Here is a 19,359-nt window from a genome sequence, read left to right on the forward strand (position 1 = left end):
TGGTGGTATGAGGAAGTTGGTATTCACTTTGCTGGCGGTACTTCTTATGCTGGGAGTAGCATTCGGCGCAAAGTACGTTGTAGGACTCTCACTATCAACATTGAATAACCCGTTCTTCGTAACATTGAGAGATGGCGCTGTAGATACAGCAAAGAAACTAGGAATCGATTTGATTGTTTTGGATGCTCAGGATAACCCAGCGAAGCAGCTCAACGATATTGAAGACTTGATCCAAAGAGGTGTTGATCTCATCATCATTAACCCAACTGATAGCGACGCAATTGTATCAGCCGTGGAAAGTGCAAACGAAGCGGGGATTCCTGTTATAACAGTGGATAGGGCTTCAAATGGAGGAAAAGTAGTGTGCCACATTGCCTCTGATAACGTTGAAGGTGGAAGAATGGCAGCAAGGTACATAGCGAAAGTTTTAAACGGAAAGGGGAAGGTAGTGGAACTTGTAGGTATTCCTGGAACATCCGCAGCAAGAGATAGAGGGAAGGGCTTTGAAGAGGAACTCGCGAAATATCCTGGCTTACAGCTTGTAGCGAAGCAAACTGCTAACTTCAACAGAGCAGAGGGGCTCACAGTGATGGAAAACATCCTTGAAGCACATCCTGACATCGATGCTGTTTTTGCTCAAAATGATGAAATGGCGCTGGGAGCCATTGAAGCTATCAAAGCGGCTGGAAAACTCGATGACATAATCGTAGTAGGATTCGATGCCATTCCTGATGCAATAGAAGCTATCAAGAAGGGAGAAATGGAAGCAACTATTGCGCAGCAACCATACCTGATGGGTCAGCTGGCAGTCACAAAAGCGTTTGAATATCTGACAACAGGTACAGTCTTCTTCCCGGTTGAATTGAAGCTTGTAACTACTGAAAACGTCGAGTGAAGAGCCTAAGGAGGGTGGGAATTCTTCCCACCCTCTTTTATAAAATACCTCTCTTTCTCAAATTTTCCACCACGAATGAATATTTTTCCAGATACTCCTTCTCTATCCTGCAAGGAACGGGAAGTTTCTTTTTGAGTTCACTCAGTCCTTCTTCGCCGAATAGATCGTACATTACGGCAACCCAGAAACGCACCTTTCCATACAGGTTCTCCAGGGCTTTCAGCTGATAGTGGAAATACCGCCCATCCGCGCCGGTTATTCGTTCAAAGTTTTCTTCGTCCCAGCCCTTCACATTCACTCTCACAAGAACATCAAAGTCAGTGAAAAGATCCACCAGGGATGGATCGTAGCCAAACAAAATGCCGTTTGTCTCCAGGATGAACGTTCCTTTCACGAGTTTCATCACTTCTTTTGTGTGTTCTGCCGATTTTCTTCCAAGAATCGGCTCTGCGCCGCTGATCCTGAAAAGATCGCATCTTCTTTTTCTTGAGATCTCCACGAGTTTTTCTGCCACCTCTTCCGGTGAGAAAAAGTCTCCCACCTTCTCTAGCCTCATGTTCTTGAAGTAGTTCCAGCAGTAAGCACAGAGCAGATTACACCCGACAGAGTCTGCCGTTACGATCCCACCATAATACAGAGAGTACCTGAACCTGTAGTATTTTCTCTCTCCGTCTTTCATAACAAGGTTTTCTATCTTCTTTGACCTTTCAACCGGATCGAATCCCATGATATTCCCTCCGGTTTATAATGTACACGATGATCACGGCCGGCGTGGATGGTACCCGAAGAGGATGGGTGTACGCCCTGGTCGAAGAACGCAAAGTTTTGGAGATAGGTCTCATGGAACGCTTTTCGTTCCTGGGATTTCCTGTGCTTGTGGACATTCCCATAGGGCTTCCGGAGACCGGTGAAAGAGTGTGTGACAGACTCGCACGGAAGATCCTTTCAAGGCGGGCAGGATGTGTGTTCACCGTGCCTGTCAGAGAAGCGGTTTATCAGAAAACCTATGAGGACGCTCTGATGATCAACAGGAAAAAGCAGGGAAAGGGATTTTCTGTTCAGTTCTGGAACATCGTGGAAAAAGTGAGGGAAGTGGATCTCTTCTTGAGAGAAAATCCTTCGCTGGTTAGTGTGATCAAAGAATCTCATCCAGAGCTTTGCTTTTTGAGGCTTTCTGGAAGACTTCTTGCCTCAAAACACACAGAAGAAGGAATTAAGCAGAGAATAGATGTTCTGAGGAGATTCCTCACACTCGATGTGAAAGAACTGAAAAAGACTGAAGAAAGACTGAAAGTTGCCCTTCACGACCTTCTCGACGCTCTGGTACTTGCCCTCTCCGGACAGTTCTCACTGGAGACGATCCCCGAAAACCCACCGAACGATCGCTACGGTCTTCCGATGAGCATAAAAATCCCAAAGATCATCAATGGAAGATGGAACTTTCTGTCTACCGTGTCTCCCTCACGTTTTCCCAGCGTTTTGCTTCAGAGTCTGGTAGGATATTAAAGGATGAAAAAAATCACCATCAGAGCCTTTACCTCTCTTCAAAAGAGCCAAGGTTTCAGAAGGTGAAGCAGGAAAAACGCTAAGGGAGAAACTTCCAGGTATCTGCGAAAGATTATTCAACCTCATCGTGATGAAAATCCACAAAAGCGTGCCCGTGTGGAAGTAGCGGATTAGAGAGGTTGGAAAATAAAAAAGCCAGCGTTGATGAATTCAAGGACCCTGAACACATGAAATTCTCCTGATGAGGAGGGAAAGTATGAAAAAAGCGACAAGTTTGATAATGCTGATTCTCACCGCCACGATCTTCGCCGTGCATCCTCTGGACGTTCTCACTCGAGAAAGAGGAACTTCTCTTTACGAAACGAAGATCTCAACCACTACCCAGGAGGGTGAGGAAATATACGTTCTCAAATCCTATGGAATGAAATGGCAGGAGATTCAGTGGTTTCACAGGGTGGGTATCATTCTTCCATCCAATCTACGATACAAAGATCGAGCATTCCTGCTGATAACAGGTGGGAGCAGGAAAGAGGAAAACGAAGGTTACTACAGGTCGTTTCTGGAGGACGTCCTGGAGTATCTGTGGGTGGCGAGGATGTTTGAGTCTCCCTTCGTGGTTGTGGGTGATGTTCCCAATCAGCCGATCTTTGGTCTCAGAGAAGATGCGTTGATTGCAGAGACGTTCAGAATGTACCTTGAAAAACCCGATCCATACCTTCCTCTCCTTGTTCCCATGACGTACGGTGTGATAAAGGCCATGGACACAGCGCAGGATTTCCTTGAGAAAAAAGGCATAGAAATCAAAGGCTTCATGGTTTCAGGGGCTTCCAAAAGAGGGTGGACCACGTATCTTACGGCGATCTTTGACCCGCGTGTTTTCGCCATCGCTCCTATGGTGTACGACAATCTGAACATAGAAGCCCAGCTCTTGCATCAAAAGGAGTACTACAGCACTTACAGCGAAAAACTCAAAGATTATCAGGAAAGAGGGCTCTTCGAAATTCTCGAAAGTGATCTGGGAAAAAGGCTCCTTGAAATGGTCGATCCTTACGCTATGAGATTGAGACTCTCTCTTCCAAAAATCCTCGTGCTTGGCACCAACGATGAATACTGGACCGTGGATTCGGCGAACCTCTACGTGGACGACCTCCCGGGCGAAACCTTTCTCTTCTACTCCCCGAACGATCCTCACAACCTGAAGAATGTGAAGGAGATAATAGAGACTCTCTCTTCGTTCTTCAAGATGTATCCCAAACTACCGAAGGTGGAATTTTCCTACGAGGGCGGTAAAATACTCGTTGAAAAGATCCCGGAAATTGTAGACGCGGAACTGTGGTTTGCAAGATCGAAGAGCAGAGATTTCAGAAAGACGGTGTGGCTTAGGCGTGGCGTGGAAGAAACCGATTATTCGCTGATCGGGGTACCTCCTGAAAAGCCTGAAGGTTTTTATCAAGCGTACTTCTTGAGAGTCACTCTCGAAATCAATGGGTTGAGGATGAAGCTTTGCAGTAAGATGATAGTGGAATAGCGGGGTGAAATCTTGGGAAAATGTAGTTGGTGAATCTAATAGTCCAAGTGAAGACTCAATAGACTGTGTAGAATATGAGTTCTCCAGAATCGGTGCAGAGAACAGCGAATTCTTTTTCTGAGATCTTGAAAATCTTCAGAGGATACTTTCCCGTTTTAACCGTTTGAACGACTCTATCGTTTTTTATTAGATATATCTCTTCCGCTTCCACAGAAAGTGCCACCAGATAGTTTCCTATCTCCTCGAGGTAGAGCACAGGGTGCGGCACGTTGATTTGTCTTACACTGCCGTTTCTATCCACCACAGATATAACGGGAGAGACAAGACTGGCAACTGCAAGATCGGGACCATAGAAGGAAATACCGTAAGCAAAATCAGGAAGGTTTTTCTCCCACACCACTTTCCCGTTCACCAGTTTCACGAGCCAGCCGTTTCGGTAGTCAAGGACGTAATCACCGCTTGAACCTTCCACGTAGCGCAAAGGACGGGAGAGTCCCAGACGAACAGAGGTCATGCTGCCGTACCTGAGGTAAATCACATCGGGATCGTCTTCATTTCTCCAGTAACAAAGGTAGGCGATTCCTTTCGAAGTTGGAACGAAATAGGTGCTTGAAACTCCTGTTCTGTACCTTTCCACAACTTTGAAGGAACGTAGATCCACTCCAACGAGCGTTCCCTGGGAAAACAACGAAATGTAAAAAACACCGTTGTGGTAAAGAAAGACCGTGGGATCCCCACCAAGAAGAATTTCTCTCTTTCTCTTTCCCGAAGGAGTGAGTTCAATGAACTTTCCCTCGAACATATCAGTAACGTAGAAATTCCCTTCGAGATACATGCCCCAGACGGGGTAGGAAAAACCTGTGAAACGCGCTGTTACTCTCTTTGAAAGCGCATCCACCGCGACGACTTCTCTTTTCAAAGAATCAACGAGGGTGATGACACCCTCGTTGATCGTTCCTCTCAAAGGATTCACATTGAGCTCTATCCTCTCTGTTTCGAGGATTCCTGCGAAAACACTTACGATCAGAGATACAAGTAGCGCTGCAGTTCCCAGTTTGTAACGTAGGTGCTGAATTCCTTCCAATCCTTTTCGGCAGCCTCCACAAGCTTTTCGAATATGTGTTCTCCCAGTGCATCTATTATAACATCGTCTTTCTTGAGTTCTTCGACAGCCTCTTTCAGTGATCCTGGAAGCGATTCTATGTTGAGTTCTTCTCTTCTCTCAGACGTCATGTGGTAAATGTTTTCTTCAACCGGCGCGGGAGGTTCGATCTTGTTGATGATACCGTCCAGACCTGCCGCAAGGATAGCTGCGAAGGCAAGATAGATGTTACAGGATGGATCGGGTGATCTGTACTCCAATCTTGTTGCTTTCCCCCTTGCCTTTGGAATTCTGATGAGGGCGCTTCTGTTTCCAACTGACCAGGAGATGTAAACAGGCGCTTCGTAACCGGGAACGAGTCTCTTGTAGCTATTTATCGTAGGATTCGTGACGGCCGCGAGGGCTTTGGCGTGCTTCAATATACCACCAACGAAGTATCTTAGTTCTTTAGAAAGCCCAAGAGGATCATCGGGATCGTAGAAGATATTTTTGTCCCCCCTGAAAAGACTCATGTGAACATGCATTCCCGATCCGTTCACACCGTGGAAAGGTTTGGGCATGAAAGTTGCATGATAACCGTGGAAGATTGCCATTGTTTTGATGACGAGTTTCACAGTCTGGGCATTGTCAGCGGTTCTCAGGAAAGTGTCGTACCTGAAGTCCACCTCGTGCTGGGAGGGAGCAACTTCGTGATGGGTTGCTTCAACAATAATCCCCATCTTTTCGAGGGCTATTGCGATATCCCTTCTGATCTCTTCAACTTTGCTGAGCGGCAGAAGATCAAAATAACCTCCATGATCGAGAAACTCAGGAACAGGTTCTCCTTTTTCGTTGATGGGAAGGATGAAAAATTCCATCTCGGGGCCCGCATACGGTGTGTAACCCAGTTGTTCTGCTTTTTCAATCATTCTTCTGAGTCTGTATCTGGGATCTCCCTCAAAAGGCTTACCATCAGGGGTGTAAACATCACAGATGACCCTTGCACTCTTTGCACCGTCGACCGTCCATGGAAGAACAGCGAAAGTATCGAGGACGGGTTTGAGGTACATATCAGACTCTTCGATTCTCACAAAACCCTCGATGGATGAACCGTCGAACATGATGCCGTCTTCCCAGGATTCGAGAAAAACATCCGGCGTTATCTCTAAATTCTTCAAGATTCCGTTGATGTCGGTGAATTGCAGCCTGATGAATCGAACATTCTCCTCTTCGATGATTCTTTTGATGGTCTCAATCGTCATAACAACACCTCCTCTTGAACATAAAAAATCATTGTGGTATAATCAATATCCCAAGACACGAAATAAAGTTGTTTGGGCCAGTAAAAATCAAAAAAAACAATCCTTTCTGTCCCCGGGGACAGAGGGGTTTTTCTTTTTGCATCTTTATGCGTAGAATATAACAGCCGTTTGTGAATTGCAAATTATTTGGAAGTTAAAAAGCGGTTTAGAAATATCTTCAGAAACAAGAACACGGCATATCCTATAGCAAGGCCAAGAGCGCTTCTGTAGATAGAAACCACCAGAGGCGTTTTAACATGACAGAACGTGTTGAACATCGAAACGAGTGCAACGCTGCCAAAACTCTCTCTGAGAAAATCGTATTCTCTGAATCCTTCCAACCAGAAAAACGGGTAGCACACAATTTCCTTGAAACGGGGCCGAACCATCAAAACACTCTCCAGCCAGTCTCTGAACTTTCTTTCAACTTCCAGCACCCATCCCGAATTTCCCGAACGCATAAGATAATAGAAACCCACAGGAATGGCAAGGAAAAGGAGAGGCAGGTACTTTTTCCAGTTTCTTCTGTTCTTCCAAAGTCCTGAAAGAAAGAGAAGCCCGGGAAGAAGCACGAGTGAAAGTTTCACTCCGCGGAAGTCCAGGATACCGTTGAGGTGGTACAGATCGCTGAGACTCAGAGACAGAGAGATCGACAGAAAGAGAAAACTCAACACTTTCAACCATTTCTTTTTCGGCACAAAATACGCCGCCAGTGTACCGGAAACAAAAAGGAGAGACACGAACCATTCCCTTGAAAAAGGCAAAACGAGAACTATAGATAGAAGCAGAGGGTTCAGAGAGATTATCATAAGAATGGGAGGTATCAAGAAGATCCACTTCGGGAAAGGCGGTTCAGATTCTGGAGGAGCCGGAAACGGTACAACTTTTCCTTTGAAATAACTGGAAAGCCTCTGAACGAGGAACTCTTTTTCGTCTATGTCCCTTATCCAGAGAACCTCCACACTTCGTTCAAGAACGGCTCTTTTGTACCTGTGAAACAGCGCTTCTTCGTCCAGATTTAGCTTTTCTATCTCTTCGGGTTTCACCGTGTGAACACGAAAGAAGAGGCCGTCTTTCTTCAAAAGCACGACTTTTCTTGCGAAATCGTAAGATGGATCGAACTCTACAATCCCAAGCCATTTTCCTTTCAATTTCTCTGCCAACTCTTGAGGTTCCCAGAAGAGAGGTTCACCTTTGAGAATCACGATCTCGGCTTCCGGTGGCAAATCTTTTCTGCTCGAAAGGTCAAAGAGAACCACTCGCTTTCCATCGATCATGTCGTCGAACAGAAAGGAAAATTCCATCCCTTTCCTGTCATAAGCCACCCTTTCTGGAAGAAAGAACACGATGAGAACAACAGAACTCACCAGAAAAATGAGAAAAAGACTATTTCTCAAGTTTGTAAACTTCTTCACCCATCATCACCTCGACTTCTTCCCTAGTCCAGCCGAAGATCAAACTCCCTTTCAGGGAGAGTCCGCCGATCTGGATTTTCCTTTTTGGTCCCAGATACACGGGAACGGGCCTTTCTCTCACAATCACTCTGTGCGGTCTGTTCACCACAAAGAAAGCGGTACTCGTGTTACCGAAAGTATCCGTAGCCTTCACAAAGACAACGTGATGCCCATCTGGTATCTTCTGGACTTCTCTTCCATCGCAGATGTATTCAACTCGAAAAGAAGAAGCGTCTTCTATCTTCTCCGGAGAGAGAACGAGTGGAGGAGTGGTGTCTCTCACCTCGACTTTCATTCTCAAAAAATTTCCAGATTCATCGTAACCGATGAGGTGATAGACACCCGGAAACTCTGGAGAAAACACGGTGAGCTTTTCTCCAGTTGATGGAAGAAACCAGTTCACAAGAGGTGGTAGAATGAGGCTTTGGCCGAACTCAACAGAAGATTGGTACGATCTTTCCGCGAAAGAAACAGGAAGAGCTTCGAATGAGAGACTGGTGGATTGTCCTATAGAGTCCACCACTTCTACTTCGAGCCTCGTGGCTTCCGTGGTTTGGTACCACAATTTGCCTTCCCTTCCATTCCAGAGTGTGACAAAGGTGGAATCGTCAGTCACATTCAGAAAGACCACCGTTCCGATAAGAGGGTGCCACACCTTTGAGTATCTCACCTCAGGAGGCTCTGGGGTGACGTCTATGGTGCCTTCTATTCTCTTTGGAATCTCAAATTCCTTGAAAAAAAAGGAGAGATAATACTCGAGTTTCTCTTTTGTAATGGGCTCTTTAACAACGACCATGTTGTGTGAAAAGACTTCAACGGGGAACGCGTCGTAAACGAACGTGAGATCTGTGCTGTCGAGAAGCTCGGTGAAAACATCCTTGGGAATTCGGATATCCCCCACATCGACTCCGATCGTCACACCGTTGTTCAGGACAAGAGCCGTGCTGTCTGGAAGATCGAGAGTGATGCCTCGAACCTCTGGAGGAGTGTATATTGTTTCAAGAGAAGCTTTGAAGGGCTCCAGGTCGCGCGAAGTTGTAAAAGGAAAAGTTCTGTTCGTCAACGAAACAATGCCGGTGTTGTTGTAAGTGTTGAAGAGCACTTCCTTAGAAAACAGAAGAAGAGACGAAAGGATGAGAATCAGGAGAGAAATTCTTCTAACCATTCATCACTCCTCTCTTCTAAAAAATTCAAAACGCTGAGAAGATCATCTGGAAGGGGTGCTCTGAAATCCTTCTCCTCTTCAGTCCACGGATCGATGAACTTCATTCTGTAGCTGTGGAGGAACAGTCTTTTCAAACCGTATCTCTTTCGAAATTCCCTGTTGAAATGTCTGTCACCGTAGGTATCGTCTCCCACAACGGGAAAACCTATCTGTGAAAGGTGTCTTCTTATCTGGTGCTTTCTGCCTGTGTGTATTTTCACCCTGAGGAGTGAAACATCTCTCAGAGATTTCACTGAGACGATCTCAGAGATCGCTTCCTGTCCATCGAGAGGAATGGTGATTTTCATGTTGTTCTCAGGAGTTCCTCTCACGAGCGTAACGTATTCTTTCTCTATGTTTCTGTCCTTGAACAACTCTGTGAGAATCCTCGCGGCCTCTCTATCTTTGGCGACAACGAGAAGCCCGGAGGTGTCTTTGTCGAGTCTGTGAACGAGGAACGGTGAAAATCCCTTTTCCTGACCGTAGTGAAGGAGTCCTTCGATCAATGTCGCGACATGAACCCCTTTCCCAGGATGTATGGCTATGTTTGGCGGCTTGTTCAACACAAGATAGTGCTTGCCTTCGTAGAGTACATCGAGTTTCATGGGAACTGGAGTGAGATCCTTCTTCTCGGATCTCTTCGGAAGATTTTCCAGATTCACATACCGGAATTCCACCACATCTCCTTCTTCCAAATCGAAGGAAGGATCCTTCACACGTTTTCCGTTGACATACACTTTTCCCTTTCTGATGAGCTTGTATATCACCGAAAGGGGTACGTCTTTCAGCTGGTTCCTCAGAAATTTGTCCAGTCTTCTGTAGAAATTCTCCTTGGTGACTTCCACTCTCATGACTTTCATTTCTCCTGAATGATTTCGTTTTTCTCGTTGAGAACGATCGTTTTCGCTTTCACGGGTTTGTCACTGAAGGTGAAAGCCATGATGATCACTCTGTCACCCTCTTCACCGAGTCTTGCGGCCGCACCGTATAGGTTTATCTCACGGCTTCCCCTCTTTCCCTTTATAACGTATGTTACGAACCTCGCGGCGTTGTTGACGTTCACCACCAGTACGACCTCTCCCTCGCTGATGCCCGCTTTCTCCATCAGCTCTTCGTCTACTTCTATACTTCCTTCGTAGTAAACCTCTTTCCTCGTGATCTTAGCCATGTGAATTTTGGACTTCAGATATATGTTCAGCATCGTTTCACCCTCCCGAAAGATTTTATCATGTGAAGATATGTTATGATTTTACAGAAACACAGGAGGTGGGAATTATTTACAAGCGATTCGCCCGAGTTTTTCACGAAGGGCCGTACACATCGTTTTCAAGGAGAATAGCGAAAAATTTCACCAAAATTCTGGAAAACTTTCATGTTCGAGGAAAAAAAGTATTGGATGTGGCCTGTGGAGAAGGAACGTTTGCTGTGGAAATCGCTAAGCAGGGCTTTGAAGTGGTGGGGATAGACCTTTCACCTGAGATGCTGGAGTTTGCCAGAAAAAGGGCAAAAGAAGAAAGCGTACCTGTGGTTTTTTTGAAAAAAGACATGAGAGAACTCGATTTCCACGAAGAATTCGATATCGTCACCTGCTGGTTCGACAGTCTCAACTATCTTTTGGATTACAGCGATTTGAAAAAAACTTTTGAGAAAGTTCATGAAGCTTTGAAAGCAGGCGGAGCGTTGCTTTTCGACATGAACACCGTTTATGGGCTTTTGATGGCCAATCAGGAAGGCCCCGTGTACATTCAGCAGGATGGAAAGGACATCTTCGAGGTTCAAACCATAGAGTTCGAACTGGAGGAATCCATTGCCACCTTCTATGTGACCGTTTTCGAGAGAAAGCAAGGGAACCTGTGGGAGAGATTCGATGAGATACATAGAGAAAGAGGCTACAGAGTGAAAGAAATCGCGTATGCACTGAGTGACGCGGGGTTTGTGTTTTCTTTTTATGAAGATCTTCTCAGCAAGTCCCCTCTGACCAGCTACAGTAGAAGACTGTGGTGCGTTGCGAGGAAGGTGAGCGCAGGATGAGACACAGAGGCGGGAGAGGATTCCGGGGCTGGTGGCTTGCCAGTACCATTCTTTTACTCGTAGCGGAGAAGCCTTCTCACGGATACGAGCTCGCAGAGAGGCTCTCAGAGTTTGGTATTGAGATACCCGGAATCGGTCACATGGGCAACATTTACCGTGTACTCTCCGATCTTGAAGAGAGCGGGCTTCTCAGCACCGAGCGGGATACAACGGTCAGACCTCCCAGAAAGATCTACAGGATCACCCTGCAGGGGAAACTCTATCTCAAAGAGATATTGAGGTCTCTGGAGGATATGAAGAGAAGAATAGAAACACTCGAAGAAAGAATAAAGAGAGTGCTTCAGGAAGAATAGAGTTCTTTTTCTATACGGGCCAGTTCTCTTTTCACTTCTTCTGAATCTATGGTCGGGTACTCTCCATCGAAGTAGATCCATTTTCCAGCGACCATCGTGGCGAAAACTTCACCGCTGAAAGCGTGAACGAGGTGGTTTTTTATGTTCTGAACTGGAAACATTTCGGGGAGGTCGAGATCTATTACCACAAGATCGGCGTTCCAGCCTTCTTCAATCTTTCCACTTTTGAATCCCATCGCTTGTGCTCCATCGTACGTTGCCATTTTCAAACATGTGTTCACATCCAAATTGCGTGGATTCTGCGCTTTCTGAAGGAGACTCGCGAGTCTCATTTCGAAGAACAGATTCAGAGAGTTGTTGCTCGCCGCTCCATCCGTGCCGAGGGTAACTTTCATCCCGTGCTCTGCCATTCTCTGAACGGGTGCTATCCCGTTTCCGAGTTTCAGGTTGCTCGTGGGATTGTGAGAAACGAAAAATGGAATATCTTTCAAGACATCGAAATACCTCTCGGGAAGATGAACACAATGAGCCGCAATGGTCTTCACTTCTTTCAAGCCAATGTTCAAAATATCCTCTAGGTCGTAATTTTCTCTGGAAGTCTCATAAAGATGAATCGTTACGGGGGCGTTCAGAGACTTCGCAACGTCGAAAATTCTCTTCAGGTATTCTCTGGTACACAGATAAGGCGAGTGAGGACCGAATCCAACGAGGATCCTCTCTTCAAAACCGTTCCACTCGTTGTAGAGCTTCAAATTCTCTTCGAGGCGTCCGCCATCGTCTCCATTGCTGTCCACAAGTCCTCGTGTCAAAAGGGCTCTCATTCCAAAATCCCTGACCGCCTTCGCAATCCATTCTTCGTGGAAATACATATCGACAAAGCCGGCGATACCATGTCTTGCCATCTCCATTTGGGCGAGGATCGTTCCGTAGTATGCCATCTTCTCTGTCAATCTGTCTTCTATTGGAAGCACCTTAGAGAAGAGCCACTCTTCGAAACTGAGATCTTCCGCGACTCCTCTCAGAAGAGTCATCGGAGCGTGAGTGTGCGTGTTGAAAAGAGCCGGCATGACGAGTTTGCCGGAGAGATCCAGATCGACCTTCAGTTCTCCCTGGGTCACTCGTTTTATCATGCCATTTTCGATTTCTATGGCTCCACAAAAAGGTTCAGAAGAAAAATCCTTCAGTATCAGACAATTTCCTATAATCATTTCTCCCGCCCTTTCCACAAAGCGAGAAGAATTTCGAGAGAGTTGAGATCTCCCACTATCTCTCCCTTTTCATCGACAACCGGCATCTCCTGTATATTGTTGTCGATCATCAGCTTCAAGGCTTCTTCCAATGTTGTATCCATGTGAACGTACACGGGATCCAACATTATCTCAGATGCGTTCTTTGCTATCAATCTTTTCATCGAGGAGCGAATGAGCTCTTCCTTTGGAATGAACCCGAAAAAGTGAAAACCAGAAACTTTCAAAAGGTGCATGACAGGGATCATTCCAACGAGTTTGTTGTCTCTCGCAACATAAACGGTTCTCGTGACGGGATCCTCCAGTATCCTGTCGACGATTTCTTCTATAGGAGTGTCTTCTTCTACAACTGTGGGCTTCAGAGAAATCAATTTGCAGACGTCTTTCACTTTCATGATCTCACCTCAATATCTGATCAACAAATAGACTCCTGACACCAGAAGACTGAGTATGAGCACGGGAAAACCTATCTTGAAATACTCCCAGAAGGTTATATGCTTTCTGTCTGCTATGAGAGAGGTTCCTACCACATTCGCGGATGCACCGATCAGAGTTCCGTTTCCTCCGAGACACGCTCCCAGAGAAAGAGCCCACCAGAGGGGCCTCAGATCAGAAAACGTTTCCGGAGCCAGAACCGCGAGTTTCTTTATCACTGGAATCATGGTGGCAGTGAACGGTATGTTGTCAACGAAAGCGGAACTCAACCCAGATATTCCCAGAATTGATATCAGGGTGCCTTCCATTTTCCCTTTTGAAAGCCTGATGACGAGTTCTGATATTTTTTCGAGAACACCGGCCTCTTCAAGGGCACCAACGACAAGGAAAAGACCTATGAAGAAAAAGATAACGCCCCATTCGATCTCTTTGAACACATCCTCTATATCTTTTTTATTTAAGAAGGCAAGCGAGAGGAAGCCAGCAAGAAGAGCAACCTCGAAACTTTCAAGTCCAAGTGGTTTCTGAAGAGAAAAGAGAACAAGAACAACCAGAGTTAGTATTATGGAGAGATAAAACAGCTTTTTGTCAACGATGGCCCTACGGGGTTCGAAACCTTTGACCACTTCCACCGGTATTTTTCTGAATATGACCCTTCTGTAAACAGCAGAGAGAAAGATCAAAGTAACGATGAGGGTCAGAACAGCAGCGGGTGCCACGTTGACCACAAAATCGAGGAAATGAAGTTTCGCCGCGGAAGCGATCATGATGTTTGGGGGATCTCCTATCATCGTTGCGGTACCGCCTATGTTCGAAGATATGATCTCCGATATCACGAAGGGAACGGGATCCAGATCAACCGTGTCGCAAACTACCAGCGTTACAGGAACGAACACCAGTATCGTTGTTACGTTGTCCAGAAAAGAGGAGAGAAGAGCCACGAGGAAATTTATTGAGACAAAGAAGAAAAACACACTTCCTCTGGAAAGTTTTATAGAGTACAGTCCCAAAAAATGAAACAGACCACTTCTTTTTGTAACGGACACGAAGATCATCATTCCTATCAAGAGAAATATCGTGTTGAAATCCACATACCTGACCAGCGCTTCGATGGGATCTTTGAACACAAGAAAGAGGGCAGCGCTCCCTCCGAGCATGGTGATGACCGCTCTGTGGTGTTTTTCCAGAATGATGAAGAGGTATACTATTATAAAGATCAGAAGTGAAACAACGGCGTCTTCGAACAAAATATCTCCCCCGGAGGTAAGAGATCGATGAAGAAGATGTTTCTGTTTATCTTTGCTATTATACCCCTGGTTTCTTTCTCTGTTGTAACCCTCGATTTAAGTATGTTCAGCACCGAAGAGGCTTCTTCTGTTCTTGCGGATGTTCAGGAGAAAATTCTGGAACTTCTTCCGAAAGAAGCGACAATCACAAACTCTTCGACGGCGACGTTTTCGATGACGTTTTTCCTCTCCTACGACGCAACGGACAACCTCTATGTGGGAGAATGGAAACACGGAAATGAAGTTGCAAGGTACGAGTACAATCCCAGGGGTTACAAATATTACAGAGATTTCGTGATGGAGTGTGCCTCTTTTCCCCTGGAGAAGGTCTCTGTCTATCTCTTTTCCAAAAATGAGTTTCCAGATGTGTTCCGGCTCACCTATCATCCCGCACTCGATGAGTACTGTGACTTTTCAAGCAGATACCTGGTTTTCTCTTCTGAAAGACTCTCCGGCAACAGAAATTTGTTCTTGATCGACAGGCAAAACGGAGAACTACTTCCAATGCCCATCTACGGCAGCAGCGAGTACTTCCCGAGAATATCACCGGATGAAAGATACCTGCTTTTCCAGGGCTCACTCCATGGAAACTGGAACATCTACTACATGCCGCTCTCGCCCGATTACTCGAAGAAGATACAGCTCATCTCACGTGGCAGGTACGCTTCCTACAATCCGAACTGGATCGACAACAACACGGTAGTTTACGTTCAGGAAGATGCAACTTCGAATCACTTGGTTGTGAAAGATCTGACAACAATGAAAGAAAAGACGTACTATCTTCCATTCGACTGGGTTTTCACACCGGCCAAAGGAAATCAGGGTATCGTGTTCGTGGGACTCAAAGAGTCAAACTTTGGGATATACGAGCTGCTTCCAGATGGAACGATAACAGTTCTCGAGGACAGTCCTTACAACGAATTCGACCCGGACGTGTTTGAAAATTACCTGATCTTTTCTTCCAACAGAGACGGAGTTTTCAGGATCTACGCGAAAGACCTGGTTTCTGGGAAGGTGTGGTGCCTCACAGAAAATATCCCCTACGATGCGTTCTACCCTGCGTTCTCTGAAGATGGAAAACTTGTAGCCTTTTCCGTGTACAGCAAAGGGAGCGAACCAGATATATGGATCGTTCGTTTCAGAATTCCTCAGGATTGATGTTCTTTATGACATGGACCCTCTTTATGAAACCACCCGATCTTTTCAGTTCCTCGAGCTCTTTTTTCAAGCCGGTGGAAAGCTCGCTGTTCGTGAAAATTCCAACTTCCGTGGCACCATAAATATAGGCCGCCGCAACGAGTTCCTTCACGACCTCTTTCTCCACCGTGGAGTTTCTTCTCTTCACCTGGAAAACCACTGTACTTCCTCGTCTTTTCGCAACGATATCCGCCCCGAAATCCTTACTCTTTCGCGTTGTTCTCACCGATCTAAAACCGTGTTCTTTCAGATACTCTCTGGCGAATTCTTCGAACCGATATGGATTCTTGAGACCCGCCTCGAGAAGGTTTCTAAGGTTTTGTTTTCTCCTCTTCTTCCCCCATCGCAGAAAGAGAACAAGAAGGCTAAAAGACAACAGACTCAAAATGATGTAAATCATGCACTTTCACCTTCGTTTTGTGTATTTTCGAATTTCTTCTCATTCTTTCAAACGCTTCCAGAGATTCCTTAGTGATGGAAGAATAGACCACTCTGATGTCACGTGTTCTGTTCGTGTATGCCATGTAGAGGATTTCTTTCACCACATCGAAGTTCACGCTGCCCACACAGATGATGATCTTTCTGAGACCTTTTTTTATCAGAAACACTTCACAACCGCTCACTGTTTTATGAGAGATCTGGTATCCTCTGCCTTCGTAGTACCTTTTTACAGTTCGGCAAACAGTTTCAACATCGACTTTTTTCCTTTTCTCGATCAGGCTCAGGATGAAAACGATGAAAATAACGACTGCTGTGAGAACGATCCCGAGCATTTTCACCTTACCACCCCACCCAGAAATACATGATATCATTTGAAGATGGAGAAAGGAAGGTGAAAGGGTGCGCGTAGAAGAGGCAAAGTACCTCGCAAAAAAGATCATGATGGCCGGTGAGATACCGCTTCTGGTAGGACATTTCGGTGTGGGAAAAACGGATATCGCCAGAGACATAGCTGCGGAAACAGGAAGAGAACTGATCATCCTGGTTCTTTCTCAGATGGAACCGGGTGATTTGATAGGACTTCCCGCCCGCACAGAAGAGAAAACCGTCTTTTTAAAACCAGACTGGTGGCCCGAAAGCGACGATACGATTCTTTTTCTCGATGAGATAAACAGAGCCCATCGTTCTGTCAGAAACGCGATCATGCAGCTCCTTGTGGATAGAAGAATTCACAACCATATCTTGCCGGAAGGAACGTGGATCATGGCAGCCATGAACCCCCCGGAGGAAGAGTACGATCAGGCCGATCTCATCACAGATCCCGCGTTCATATCTCGATTCTTCATTCTGGAAGTGAACCCAGACGTTTCCGAGTGGCTGGAGTGGGCTGAGAAGAACAATGTATCGAAAGAAGTGAGAGACTTCATAAGGGACTACCCCGAGTTCCTCTTCTCCGAAAGAAGTCTCTCTCTGAGAACATCCCTGAAACCTTCCCCGAGAAGCTGGTACAAGCTCTCAAATGTGCTGAAAACTCTGACGGATGATGAAAAAGAAAAGTACGGCTACGTCATCGCGGCAGGAATCGTGGGGCCAGAGGCTGCAAAGGCCTTTTATGATTCGTTCTTTCAGAGAGTAAAGATCCCTTCTGTGGAAAGTGTGCTCTTTGATGGAAAGATAGAAAATCTGGAAGACATACACGCTGCGAACACTCTGGTTCTCAGGATAGTAGATTTTCTGAGTAAAGTGGACGTGAGAACACTTGAAAGACACCTGGACGACGTATCGAAGAACCTGGTCAGACTTTCCGAAATCATGCCCAGGGAATCTTTTTACGGTGTTTTAAGATTTCTGGTCGATGAAGCTCAAAAGGAAGGAGAAAAGTCCTGGATCTTCGATAAAATACTCGAGAAGATGCTGGAAAGAGAAGACATGAGAAAAATGGTGAACGAGCTATGAAAGGTGAGGAAATTCTCAAAAAGGCTTTGCTGAACATAGGAAAGGAATCACCGTTCTATTATTACGTTCTTCTCGGTGTCAAGCTGGTACCATCGAAAAACACGAGGAATCTGAAGCTCTCTTTTTCCACAACCGGAGATGTGATGTTGTTGTACAATCCAGAAGCGATAGAAAGAAAACCTCTGAGAATGGTTCAGGCTCTTCTGATACACGAGGTCATGCACATCGTTCTCCAGCACTTTCGAATAAAGCCCAAGGATGAAAGAGACAGAAAGATATGGGATCTTGCCATGGATGCCGCTATAAATCAGTACATCCCGGAACTTGCAGCCTTTGGGATACCGCTCGACGTACTTGTGAAGGAAGGTCACGCGACGGACAACGATACGCTTTTCGTACTGCCACCTGAGTGGATGATGTTCGAAAACGCTGAAGCGTATCATAAATGGATTTTAGAGGAGATGGAAAGACTCGGAAAGTACGATGTGGAAGTGGTGGCGGAGTTTCGGGATAACGTCGACGACCACTCAGGACTGTTCGAGGAAGACGTTCCAGTTGAGATGATCCTCGATCTCACAAAAGACAGAACCAAGAAAGCTTTCAACCTCTTTGGAGATACTCTTCCCTCTGGAGTAAGAAGGGAAGTTTCGCTCTCGCTCGAAAATCCCGAACTGGACTGGAAAACACTCCTCAGGAGGTTCTTCGGTGTTTCGATAAAAGCGGATCGCCACACGACTCCATTGAGGCCAAACAGAAGGTACGATCACCTTCCTGGCTGGAGGAACGAGTACCTTCCCAGAATAGCCGCTGTGGTGGACACCAGCGGAAGTATTGTGGAGAAGGAGCTGAACCAGTTTATTTCCGAACTCGAGAAGATCTCGAACATAGCAGGGGAAGAACTCTGGCTCGTTCAGGTTGACAAGAGTGTTACATCGGCTATGAAGTACAGATCTGGAAAGTGGAAGGATCTGGAGATTGTGGGAGGAGGAAGCACAGATCTTCAGCCAGCGATCGATTACTCAGAAAGGGTCCTCAGGTCAGAGGGAACAGTTGTCTTCACGGATGGTCACACCGACGTTCCGATCGCAAGGAGAAGAATCCTTTTCGTGCTCTCAAGGTATCACAACGAAGAATTTCTCAAGGAAGCGAGAAAGATGTATGGAAGAGATGCGGTGGTGGTCCTTTCATGAAGAGGGAACTGGAACTTCTTCTGAAGGAAACATCGGTACACAATCCTCTTAAAGACTACGAGAGTAAGCTTGACAACGTGCATCTTCACACGTTTGTGCTCAGAATAAAGAGACACCGTTTCCCGTCGTTGTTTCTCATGGTTGACACATCCGACAGAAGACTGCTGAATCTCTCCGTTGAAGATCCCTTCGATAGGGAACCGTGCATATACAAGGTGGAAGCAGATGTGCCGGAATCCATGGTCGCCTTCTACACGAAGCTGTTCGAAAGGGTGGATTCGGTCTCCGCGGGAATATTCAGGATGCCGTTGAAGGTGAAGGTTTTAAGGTCCGCCGGAAATGAAAGCTGGCTTCAAAAAATATTCCTTCAAGAAAAAGTGAAAAACATGGAGTTCTTTCTCTTCCAGAACAGGGTATCTGATGAGAATCTGGAAAAGATGATGAAACTTTTAAAATCGCGACTGAAGATCGTTCTGAGAAACGAGGGAATCGATGTGTTCCTTGAAACTCCAGAGTGGGTAGATAAAGAACACATCTCGCTGCTCCACGAAATGGGAGTTGTTTTGAGAAAGAAAAAGGGCATTCAACCTGCGCAGAATCCTATGGAACAGGCCTTTCTCACACTCAGAATAGGATACGATCAGTTCTTCGAAGAAGACTTTGACATGGAATCTTTTGTGAAAGATTTTATGGAAAAATTGAAAAGAATGTATGAGGTCCTCGTTTCAATGTTATAATAAATACCGTGCAAAAAC

Annotated in this window: 21 protein-coding genes; 9 read left to right on the forward strand and 12 right to left on the reverse strand. The window is 45.8% G+C overall.

Going from position 1 to position 19,359, the window contains the following annotated elements:
- The first annotated feature begins 7 nt into the window (after positions 1–7).
- A complete protein-coding gene (gene rbsB, locus TPET_RS09145; protein ID WP_011944198.1) occupies positions 8–895 on the forward strand; it encodes a ribose ABC transporter substrate-binding protein RbsB in 888 nt (295 codons plus the stop codon).
- A gap of 37 nt (positions 896–932) precedes the next feature.
- On the opposite strand, the gene TPET_RS09150 is transcribed toward rbsB, so the two are convergent.
- On the reverse strand, positions 933–1,622 hold the full coding sequence (locus TPET_RS09150) for a radical SAM protein (protein ID WP_011944199.1): 690 nt from the start codon (positions 1,620–1,622) through the stop codon (positions 933–935).
- 29 nt (positions 1,623–1,651) lie between these two features.
- Here TPET_RS09150 and TPET_RS09155 point away from each other — a divergent pair, with 29 nt between their 5' ends.
- Both TPET_RS09155 and TPET_RS09160 read left to right on the forward strand, forming a co-directional pair.
- Positions 1,652–2,401, forward strand: coding sequence for a DUF429 domain-containing protein (locus TPET_RS09155; protein WP_238374338.1), 750 nt, complete (start codon positions 1,652–1,654; stop codon positions 2,399–2,401).
- A gap of 256 nt (positions 2,402–2,657) precedes the next feature.
- Positions 2,658–3,929, forward strand: a complete 1,272-nt coding sequence (locus TPET_RS09160) for a PhoPQ-activated pathogenicity-related family protein (protein ID WP_011944201.1) — start codon at positions 2,658–2,660, stop codon at positions 3,927–3,929.
- A 55-nt stretch (positions 3,930–3,984) separates the two neighbouring features.
- Here the strand turns inward: TPET_RS09160 and TPET_RS09165 are convergent, their stop codons facing one another.
- The 6 genes from TPET_RS09165 to panD form a co-directional block, all read right to left on the reverse strand.
- The gene (locus TPET_RS09165; RefSeq protein ID WP_012896686.1) at positions 3,985–5,013 is read right to left on the reverse strand and encodes a hypothetical protein; all 1,029 of its coding nucleotides are present in this window, start codon (positions 5,011–5,013) and stop codon (positions 3,985–3,987) included.
- Positions 4,953–6,272, reverse strand: coding sequence for a type I glutamate--ammonia ligase (glnA, locus tag TPET_RS09170; protein ID WP_011944203.1), 1,320 nt, complete (start codon positions 6,270–6,272; stop codon positions 4,953–4,955). The genes TPET_RS09165 and glnA overlap by 61 nt, the downstream gene beginning before the upstream one ends.
- 182 nt (positions 6,273–6,454) lie before the next feature.
- A complete protein-coding gene (locus TPET_RS09175; protein ID WP_011944204.1) occupies positions 6,455–7,726 on the reverse strand; it encodes a DUF5693 family protein in 1,272 nt (423 codons plus the stop codon).
- Positions 7,698–8,930 carry a hypothetical protein gene (locus TPET_RS09180; protein ID WP_011944205.1) on the reverse strand — a complete coding sequence of 411 codons (1,233 nt, stop codon included), beginning with the start codon at positions 8,928–8,930 and terminating at the stop codon, positions 7,698–7,700. Before TPET_RS09180 ends, TPET_RS09175 begins: the two co-directional genes overlap by 29 nt.
- A complete protein-coding gene (locus TPET_RS09185; RefSeq protein ID WP_011944206.1) occupies positions 8,906–9,820 on the reverse strand; it encodes an RluA family pseudouridine synthase in 915 nt (304 codons plus the stop codon). Before TPET_RS09185 ends, TPET_RS09180 begins: the two co-directional genes overlap by 25 nt.
- 5 nt (positions 9,821–9,825) lie before the next feature.
- Positions 9,826–10,170 carry an aspartate 1-decarboxylase gene (gene panD, locus TPET_RS09190; protein WP_011944207.1) on the reverse strand — a complete coding sequence of 115 codons (345 nt, stop codon included), beginning with the start codon at positions 10,168–10,170 and terminating at the stop codon, positions 9,826–9,828.
- Positions 10,171–10,235: 65 nt separating this feature from the next.
- Between panD and TPET_RS09195 the strand changes: the two genes are divergently transcribed.
- Together TPET_RS09195 and TPET_RS09200 are read left to right on the forward strand one after the other, a co-directional pair.
- Positions 10,236–11,000 (forward strand): class I SAM-dependent methyltransferase, encoded by a 765-nt coding sequence (locus TPET_RS09195; RefSeq protein ID WP_038053785.1) that lies wholly within the window; start codon positions 10,236–10,238, stop codon positions 10,998–11,000.
- Entirely contained in the window at positions 10,997–11,353 is a 357-nt protein-coding gene (locus TPET_RS09200; protein ID WP_011944209.1) for a PadR family transcriptional regulator, read from the forward strand. The genes TPET_RS09195 and TPET_RS09200 overlap by 4 nt, the downstream gene beginning before the upstream one ends.
- Here the strand turns inward: TPET_RS09200 and mtaD are convergent.
- Genes mtaD through TPET_RS09215 form a run of 3 tightly spaced genes read right to left on the reverse strand, consistent with a single transcriptional unit; the run spans position 11,341 to position 14,282 of the window.
- Positions 11,341–12,561, reverse strand: coding sequence for a 5-methylthioadenosine/S-adenosylhomocysteine deaminase (mtaD, locus tag TPET_RS09205; RefSeq protein ID WP_011944210.1), 1,221 nt, complete (start codon positions 12,559–12,561; stop codon positions 11,341–11,343). The two genes, TPET_RS09200 and mtaD, sit on opposite strands and share 13 nt — an antisense overlap.
- A complete protein-coding gene (locus tag TPET_RS09210) occupies positions 12,558–12,995 on the reverse strand; it encodes a CBS domain-containing protein (protein ID WP_011944211.1) in 438 nt (145 codons plus the stop codon). The genes mtaD and TPET_RS09210 overlap by 4 nt, the downstream gene beginning before the upstream one ends.
- A gap of 9 nt (positions 12,996–13,004) precedes the next feature.
- Positions 13,005–14,282, reverse strand: coding sequence for an ArsB/NhaD family transporter (locus tag TPET_RS09215; RefSeq protein WP_011944212.1), 1,278 nt, complete (start codon positions 14,280–14,282; stop codon positions 13,005–13,007).
- Between the two features lie 27 nt (positions 14,283–14,309).
- Between TPET_RS09215 and TPET_RS09220 the strand changes: the two genes are divergently transcribed.
- Positions 14,310–15,479: a TolB family protein gene (locus TPET_RS09220; RefSeq protein WP_011944213.1), complete on the forward strand. Its 1,170-nt coding sequence runs from the start codon at positions 14,310–14,312 to the stop codon at positions 15,477–15,479.
- On the opposite strand, the gene TPET_RS09225 is transcribed toward TPET_RS09220, so the two are convergent.
- Entirely contained in the window at positions 15,460–15,918 is a 459-nt protein-coding gene (locus TPET_RS09225; protein WP_048810907.1) for a restriction endonuclease, read from the reverse strand. The two genes, TPET_RS09220 and TPET_RS09225, sit on opposite strands and share 20 nt — an antisense overlap.
- Positions 15,884–16,291, reverse strand: coding sequence for a hypothetical protein (locus TPET_RS09230; protein ID WP_011944215.1), 408 nt, complete (start codon positions 16,289–16,291; stop codon positions 15,884–15,886). The genes TPET_RS09225 and TPET_RS09230 overlap by 35 nt, the downstream gene beginning before the upstream one ends.
- A gap of 67 nt (positions 16,292–16,358) precedes the next feature.
- On the opposite strand from TPET_RS09230, the gene TPET_RS09235 reads away from it, so the two are divergent.
- From TPET_RS09235 to TPET_RS09245, 3 genes are read left to right on the forward strand one after another with little or no spacing between them, the layout of a single operon-like run.
- On the forward strand, positions 16,359–17,414 hold the full coding sequence (locus TPET_RS09235; protein WP_011944216.1) for an AAA family ATPase: 1,056 nt from the start codon (positions 16,359–16,361) through the stop codon (positions 17,412–17,414).
- Positions 17,411–18,604, forward strand: coding sequence for a vWA domain-containing protein (locus TPET_RS09240; RefSeq protein ID WP_011944217.1), 1,194 nt, complete (start codon positions 17,411–17,413; stop codon positions 18,602–18,604). Before TPET_RS09235 ends, TPET_RS09240 begins: the two co-directional genes overlap by 4 nt.
- Positions 18,601–19,341 carry a DUF4895 domain-containing protein gene (locus tag TPET_RS09245; RefSeq protein ID WP_011944218.1) on the forward strand — a complete coding sequence of 247 codons (741 nt, stop codon included), beginning with the start codon at positions 18,601–18,603 and terminating at the stop codon, positions 19,339–19,341. The genes TPET_RS09240 and TPET_RS09245 overlap by 4 nt, the downstream gene beginning before the upstream one ends.
- Positions 19,342–19,359: the final 18 nt, after the last annotated feature.

It is taken from the genome of Thermotoga petrophila RKU-1, from assembly GCF_000016785.1.
GTDB classification, from domain to species: Bacteria; Thermotogota; Thermotogae; order Thermotogales; family Thermotogaceae; genus Thermotoga; species Thermotoga petrophila.